Below are 5,015 nucleotides of genomic sequence, written 5' to 3' on the forward strand. Positions count from 1 at the left end.
CCGGTTATCAGGCCATGCTGCGCTACCGCGCGCAGGACGGCTCCGAGCAGCAGCTGATCCGGCGTTCCGCGCCGGGTACGCCGCACCCGGAGTGGCAGATTTTCCACGAGCTGCGGGCGATGAACGTGCCGCCGGACCAGGTGCTCGAGCTGCACACCGAGTTGGAGTCGTGTGAGCTGCCGGGTGCGTACTGTGCGCGGATGATCCGGGAACAGTGGCCGCAGGCGCGGATCACGAGCATCGCTCCGTACGGCACGGATCACGCGAGCCGGCAGCAGGGCATGCAGCAACTCCTCGCCCACCAGGGCGAGTTGCACCAGGTCGCCGACGGCCCCGCGCGCCCGGCCCCGGTGCGGGCGCCGCTTCCGCCGGTGCAGCCGGGGCCGCCGGTTCCGCCGGAGGGTGTGGCGCAGGAGCTGGCGGGGGCGTTCGGGCCGGGGGTCTTCCGGTTCGAGCAGGCGGCGGTGTCCCGGCAGGGGGTGCCGCCGGTGGTGGCGCAGACGCTGGTGATGGCAGGGCTGCCGCTGGACATGGGGCCGTTCTTCTGGGCGCAGGCCCAGCCGGGGCGGCCGGTGCCGACGCTGGCGGAGCTGGCTGCCGAGCGCGGGGTGCAGCCGGCGTCGGACGCGGGCTCGTACCTGGTGATGGGCAGCGATTTCGGCAAGGCGATCTGTGTGCAGTACGGCACGGCGAACATCGTGGCGGTGCCGGTGGAGGCCGGTCCGGGTGGTGCGCCGGTGCCGCCGCAGTTCGTGAACACCGGGCTGCCGGAGTTCGTGCGCTGCATGGCGCTGCTCGGGCGGATGTGGCGGCTGCGGTTCGGGCTGAACCAGGAGCAGGCGGGCCGTTGGACCGTCGACTTCCAGGCCCAGTTGGCCTCACTCGATCCGGCGGCGCTGGGTTCGCCGGAGAGCTGGTGGTCGGTGCTGCTGGAGCAGATGTGGGACGGCTTGCTGTGACCCTGGGGTGACGACAGGACGTGTGAAAGGGCCGGGCCCGGTCGTGTGACCGGGCCCGGCCCTTTGTTTACGTACCTTGTGCGCGGAGTGTCGCGTTATGAACGCTTCCGTCTGATCCATCAAGATGTGCGCGACATGGACGTCCTTCAAGGGGTTCGAGGGGTTCTGGAATGAGCAGCGCATCGGTGTCGTCGCATGGCTTCGTGACCGTCCGGGGGCGCGGTTATCGCCCCGAGCAGGTCGACGCGTACGCCTTCGCGCTCTCCGTGGATCGCGACGCCGCCTGGGAACGCGCGGCCCGCCTCACCGTGCTGGCCCGGGAGATGGAGGCGGAGGTGGAGCGGCTGCGGGAGACGGTCGAGCAGCTGCCTCCGCAGACGTACGAGGCGCTCGGGGAGCGCGCCCGGCTTCTTTTCCAGCTCGCACAGGAGGAGGCGGCGGTCCTGCGCGAGGAGGCGCGGCGTGCGGCGGACGAGTGTGTTGCGGATGCCGAGTCGCGCGCCCTGGAGGTGCGCCGGACGGCGCAGGAAGAGGCCGATGCGCTGCGCGCGGATGCCGAGGAACGCGCCCGTCAGCGACTGCTCACGGCGCAGGCCGAGGCCGATGAGCTCCGGGTCACCGCCCGGCGTGAGGTGAAGGAGAGCCGTAAGGAAGCCGTCGCCGCATTGCGTGAGGTGCGGCAGCGCACGGCGGCGATGCTGGCCGAGCAGGAGAAGGAGCACGCCCAGCGGTGGGCGTCCGCCGAGCAGGAGGCCGAGGACAGCACGGCCGCGCTGGATGCGCACTTCGCCGAACGGATGGCCCGCGCCGAGGCCGCGCTGTCCGAGGCGGAACAGGGCCTGGCCGCCGCCGCGGAGTCCGACCGGCACTGGCAGGAGCAGGCCCAGGCCCGGGCCGACGAAGTTCTCGCGGAGGCCCGGGCCGAGGAGGACCGTATCGAGCGGGAGACGGAGGGGGTGCTGCGGGAGCACGGGGAGCAGTGGGACAAGGTGCAGGCGCACATGGACTACGTACGCAGCAGTCTCGCCAAGCTGATGGCGAACCGTGCGCAGGCGGAGTGACGTGAGGGCCGGCCGGCCTCACCCCCTGCGCCGCACCGCGCCGGCCAGGATCCACCCCTCCACCGCCTCGTACTGCCGGCGCTGCTCCTCCGACTTCTGCCGGCCGGAGACGAGCGTGCCCAGCCAGCCGAAGGCGAAGCCGAGGGGGACGGAGATCAGGGCGGTCGTGGTGAACGGGAAGTAGTTGAAGTCGGCCTCGGGGAAGGCGGAGACGGGGGACCCGGAGACGAGGTTGGTGCCCGGCATCAGCAGCAGGACGGACAGGGAGCCGCCGATGAGGGTGCTCAGCAGGCCGGTGCGGGTGTAGCGGCGCCAGAAGAGGCTGTAGACGAGGGCGGGGGCGAGGGCGGAGGCGCCCAGGGAGAAGGACAGCGTCACCAGGGGTTGCAGGCTGCGGTGCTGGACCAGGGTCGCCAGCAGGATGGCCGGGACGCCGACGGCCAGGGCGGAGATGCGGGCGAGGGCCATCTCACGGTGGGCCGACATCTCCTGTACGCGGCCGGCGAAGACGTCGTGGGCCAGGGAGTTGGCGCAGGCGAGGATCATGCCCGCGACCGAGGCGAGCACCGTCAGGAACACCGCCGTCGTGATCGCCGTGAACAGGAACGTCTCGGCCGTGGACACGGCCGGGCCGAACGCGGCCTGCGAGCCCAGCAGATACGCCGAGTTCCCCTGAGGGTCCGCCCCGGCGATCGTCTCGCGGCCGATCAGCGCGGTCGCGCCGACCCCGACGACCGTGATGACCAGGACGAAGACGACGACGCTCGACACCGCCCAGGACATGGACCGGCGCACCTGGCGGGCGCTGGACGCCGTGTACATGCGCATCGTGACGTGCGGCAGGCAGGCCGCACCGAGGACGACGGCCAGCTGGGAGCTGATCATGTCGAGGCGGGGGGCCGGGCCGCCCGCGAACTGCAGCCCGGAGCTGAGGAAGTCGGACCCCACGCCGCTCTGCTGCGCCGCCCGGTCGAACAACGCGGCCGGATTCCAGTCGAACTTGTTCAGGACGAGTACGGCCACCACCGCGCCGGACCCGAGCAGCATCACCATCTTCAGTGCCTGGATGAGAGCGGTGCCCTTCATCCCGCCGATCGCCGCGTAGCTGATCATCAGGACGCCGAGCCCGATGATGCAGCCCGTCTTCAACTCGTCGCCGGAGAAGCCCAGCAGAAACGCCATCAACTGCCCCGTGCCCGCGAGCTGCACCAGCATCATCGGCAGCAGCGCGGCCAGCGTCACCGCACAGGCGGTCACCCGCACACACCGCCCCGGCATACGGCGCGCAAAGGCATCCCCCATCGTGAAACGCCCCGCGTTCCGCAGAGGTTCCGCCAGCAGGAACATCAGCAGCATCAACGACAGCGCCGTACTCAGCGCGAGGACGATCCCGTCGTAGCCGTACAGCGCGATCACCCCGCCGGTGCCCAGCACGGTCGCGGCGGAGATGTAGTCTCCCGCGATCGCCAGGCCGTTGCGCATGGGGGACAGGGAGCTGTAGCCGGTGTAGAACTCGTCGAGGTCGTCCCGGTCCGGGCCGGTCATCACGCACAGCAGCAGCGTGATCGTGACCACGGCGGAGAAGGCGACGAGGGACATCGTCTCCGCCGACTCGCTGAATCCGGTCATCGTGCCACCCCTCGCTTCGCGTCCAGCCGGGCCTGGTGGCGGATGCGCTCCGCGAGCGGGTCGACGCGGCGCCGCGCGGTGTGCTCGTACAGCCATATCGCCAGGCAGGTGATGGGCAGTTGGGCCAGCCCGAGCAGCAGCCCGACCTGCAGACCGCCGATCCCCTCGCTCGTCATGAACCCCGGCGCGTACGCCGAAAGGATGAGGAACAGCACGAAGTAGCCGAGCGCGGTGAGCGTCGCCACGCGCCGCTGCCAGCGGTAGGCGCTGCGCAGGATGCGCAGGTCGCTGTGGTGCCCCAGCGGGGCGTGGACCGGCCTTCGCCGGGGCTCGGGTTCGGGCGGGGCAGCGGGTTGCCACGGGTACGTCGGGGACGAGTACCGGGGCGGGTGTGGGGAGTTCGCCGGATACGGGGACTGGGGCAGGTGCGAGCGGTGCGGCGGGTACGACGAGTACGGGTCGGACGACATCCCGTTGCTCCTTGCAGGCTCGGGTCCGTGGCGGCGGACCGCAGGGAGTGGGGGGTGAGCGGGCCACGCACGCTACTCGGAGGGGCGGGGACGCGCGACGCTTTGACCAAACTGAGTGGTCGGTATGCGCTTACTTCGATGAACTGCGCGGTTCCCCACACAGTTACCCGCGTTAACTCCGACTTTTGCCGGCCGGGGCAAGGTCCTGAACGAGCGAGCCGGATGTCTTCAGTGGTCCTTGAGGACCGGGAAGCGGCGCGGCGCCAGCACCAGCAGGACCAGGAAGGCGAGCGCCGCCGCGCACGCCGCGCCCAGGTACACCGCGTGGACCGCGTCCGCGACGGCCCGTCGGGTCGTTTCGGACGCGGCGCCCGTGCTGAGGCCGTGGGCGATGGCGTCGAGGTCGCCGGCGTCGCCGAGGCGGCCGGCGAGGACGCCGTTGGCGACGGCGCCGAAGACGGATGCGCCGAGGGTCTGGCCGGTCTGCCGGCAGAAGAGGATGGACGCGGTGGCCGTGCCGCGTTCGTCCCAGCCGACGGTCGACTGGACGCCGACGATGAGGGGAAGTTGGAAGAGGCCGAGTGCGGCCCCGAGGAGGAGCATCAGGAGGGCCGGCTGCCAGGCCTCGCCGGGGTACGGCAGGAGCGGGAAGGCCAGCAGGATCAGGGTCGCCGTGCCGATGCCGAGCATCGCCGTGTTGCGGAAGCCGATCCTGCGGTAGACGTGCTGGCTGAGCGCGGCGGAGACGGGCCAGCTCAACGTCCAGACGGACAGGACGAATCCGGCGGCCACGGGGCCGAGGCCGAGGACGGACTGCGCGTACGTCGGCAGGAACACGGCGGGGGCCACCATGAGCAGGCCCAGCGCCCCGAGGGCGAGATTGACCGCGGCGATCG

The 5,015-nt window shown here is 71.3% G+C and carries 5 protein-coding genes; 2 read left to right on the plus strand and 3 right to left on the minus strand.

All coding sequences use genetic code 11. From position 1 onward, the window contains the following. Together ACTWQJ_RS46225 and ACTWQJ_RS46230 are read left to right on the plus strand one after the other, a co-directional pair. Window positions 1-959: SUKH-4 family immunity protein (locus ACTWQJ_RS46225; RefSeq protein ID WP_443312376.1), on the plus strand; the 959-nt coding region annotated here is incomplete at its 5' end. Window positions 960-1,129: 170 nt separating this feature from the next. Further along, window positions 1,130-2,020 carry a cellulose-binding protein gene (locus ACTWQJ_RS46230; RefSeq protein WP_443312377.1) on the plus strand — a complete coding sequence of 297 codons (891 nt, stop codon included), beginning with the start codon at window positions 1,130-1,132 and terminating at the stop codon, window positions 2,018-2,020. Between the two features lie 18 nt (window positions 2,021-2,038). On the opposite strand, the gene ACTWQJ_RS46235 is transcribed toward ACTWQJ_RS46230, so the two are convergent. The 3 genes from ACTWQJ_RS46235 to ACTWQJ_RS46245 form a co-directional block, all read right to left on the minus strand. Next, the gene (locus ACTWQJ_RS46235) at window positions 2,039-3,649 is read right to left on the minus strand and encodes a sodium/solute symporter (protein WP_443312378.1); all 1,611 of its coding nucleotides are present in this window, start codon (window positions 3,647-3,649) and stop codon (window positions 2,039-2,041) included. Next, window positions 3,646-4,119: a DUF485 domain-containing protein gene (locus ACTWQJ_RS46240; RefSeq protein WP_443312379.1), complete on the minus strand. Its 474-nt coding sequence runs from the start codon at window positions 4,117-4,119 to the stop codon at window positions 3,646-3,648. Before ACTWQJ_RS46240 ends, ACTWQJ_RS46235 begins: the two co-directional genes overlap by 4 nt. Before the next feature lie 228 nt (window positions 4,120-4,347). Further along, a partial coding sequence (locus ACTWQJ_RS46245) for an MFS transporter (protein WP_443312380.1) occupies window positions 4,348-5,015 on the minus strand: 668 nt, incomplete at its 5' end.

This window comes from Streptomyces sp. KR55 (genome assembly GCF_052245645.1).
Classification (GTDB): Bacteria; Actinomycetota; Actinomycetes; order Streptomycetales; family Streptomycetaceae; genus Streptomyces; species Streptomyces flavusporus.

What these genes read in the sequence shown, in the direction of transcription:
- ACTWQJ_RS46235 (WP_443312378.1), bottom strand. Translation starts at nt 3,649, where the DNA reads ATGACCGGATTCAGCGAGTCGGCGGAGACGATGTCCCTCGTCGCCTTC.
- ACTWQJ_RS46230 (WP_443312377.1), top strand. Translation starts at nt 1,130, where the DNA reads ATGAGCAGCGCATCGGTGTCGTCGCATGGCTTCGTGACCGTCCGGGGG.
- ACTWQJ_RS46240 (WP_443312379.1), bottom strand. Translation starts at nt 4,119, where the DNA reads ATGTCGTCCGACCCGTACTCGTCGTACCCGCCGCACCGCTCGCACCTG.